Annotated in this window: 3 protein-coding genes; all 3 read right to left on the reverse strand. The window is 35.0% G+C overall.

The features are described from left to right. Positions 1-537, reverse strand: a 537-nt coding sequence (locus ACRCJ0_RS13080) for a nitronate monooxygenase (protein WP_431390702.1), incomplete at its 3' end; no start/stop codon positions are given. A 45-nt stretch (positions 538-582) separates the two neighbouring features. Then, positions 583-807 (reverse strand): acyl carrier protein, encoded by a 225-nt coding sequence (locus ACRCJ0_RS13085; RefSeq protein ID WP_003142776.1) that lies wholly within the window; start codon positions 805-807, stop codon positions 583-585. A 657-nt stretch (positions 808-1,464) separates the two neighbouring features. Beyond that, positions 1,465-1,674 carry a hypothetical protein gene (locus tag ACRCJ0_RS13090; RefSeq protein ID WP_431390703.1) on the reverse strand — a complete coding sequence of 70 codons (210 nt, stop codon included), beginning with the start codon at positions 1,672-1,674 and terminating at the stop codon, positions 1,465-1,467. Between the last annotated feature and the right edge of the window lie 158 nt (positions 1,675-1,832).

The raw sequence follows: 1,832 nt of genomic DNA on the forward strand, positions 1-1,832 counted from the left end.
AGCTGCCATTCCTCGACCGTCACCAATACCACCCGCCGCAATGACTGGGATATCCAAAGCTTTTGTTACTTGTGGTAATAAAGCCATGGTAGTTTGTCGCCCCACGTGACCACCTGATTCCATCCCCTCAACAATCACCGCATGCACGCCTTCACGTTCCATCCGTTTTGCAAGTCCGACAGAAGCGACCACTGGAATGACTGAAATACCAGCTGCGTTGAATCTATCCATATATTTACCTGGAGATCCAGCACCAGTTGTAATTGTCTTCACACCAGATTGACAGATGTAATCCACTACTTCCTCGACATGTTCATTTAACAACATGACATTTACAGCGAATGGTTTATCTGTTAATTGTTGCATCTTTTCAACTTTGGCTTGTACTACGTCTACACGGTCATGTCCAGTACCAATTACACCAAGTCCCCCAGCATTGGAAACTGCTGATGCTAAATCCGCATCGGCAACCCAAGCCATAGCACCTTGGATAATTGGGTATTCAACACCTATGCGTTCCCAAAAATCTGTTTTCACTAAAGGATTACTTCCTCTCTTAATCGACTAGTTTGTAGGCAGAAATTATTTGTTTGCTTCTACGTAGTCAACTAAATCTTGAACAGTGTTAATTTTTTCTTCATCTTCAATTTCGATATCGAATTCGTCTTCGATGTCATTAATGATTTGGAATAAGTCTAAAGAGTCAGCGTCAATATCTTCACGAATATTTGTAGTTGCTTTCACTTCGCCAGCCTCTAAGTCTAATTGTTCAGTGATTAATTCTTGGATTTTTTCAAAAGTTGTCATTATTTTATATTCCTCCATAATTTGCGTAATCATATATTAGGTCGCCTATCCCTATAAAAAGGATATCGATTTATGAATACGATAAAGTTTAATTTTTGTTTGACATGTAATAAAGTCAATAACGAGATATTAAATTATATATATAACTTTGTCAACTAGTTATCGAAACTAGTTTATTCATTTTTAATAAACAAGTTTTTTGTAAGCGTTACAAAACTTGCATTCAAGCCTTTAAGATTATGGCAGGTGCTTAAAAACTTGATTTTTTGTGAAACAAAAATTGTATTTTGACTTTTTATTCTAATGATTTGATGGTAATCGGATGGTTGCTTGCCCTGGCAAATAAACTGGGATTTTCTTGCTATCATCAGCTTTAAAAATACTGCTATCTATAAAGGACAAGAAGATAGAAAATTCTTTCACGCAAAAGTCTAGGTAGCTTTTCTAGTAAAGTACTAAATACGTAAAAAAGCTCTAAGACAAAAAAATGTTTGTCTTAGAGCCTTTAAAATCCCTGTTGTTATTTCAATATTCTCTAGTATATTACTGGTTGCTTACAAGGCAATCAACTGGCCTTATTTAGATGGCAAACAAACTTCCTATTGCCTCAAAGGCAAAATGGAGGAAAAGTTGCACTAGAATAATCATCACAACAAATTATTGTTGCGGATTTTTGCTAAGAAAATCTTTCTGATAGAATGGATAATCAATACCTATATACAATATAAAAGCAGTGATATGCTCACTGGCTAAAGGTTGACCTTGTGAATTGGTTTCCCATACAGCTGATAAAATGATAAGCAGGATATAAGGCAATAACAATAATATAAAATAAATTTTTTCTTTTGCAGTCAAAGTTCTTACCATTATCCCCTCGTAAAAGTTTACCCGGATTTTTGCTAAATTGCTATTTCTATTAGCAAGTCACCTAACTTATAGAAATATAGATAGTAAACAGAAAACTTTATATACCCATTGCATCACATATGCGTCATCATTTTAGTGATGGTCATTGGACAAAAAAG

This window comes from Aerococcus sp. L_32 (genome assembly GCF_050689315.1).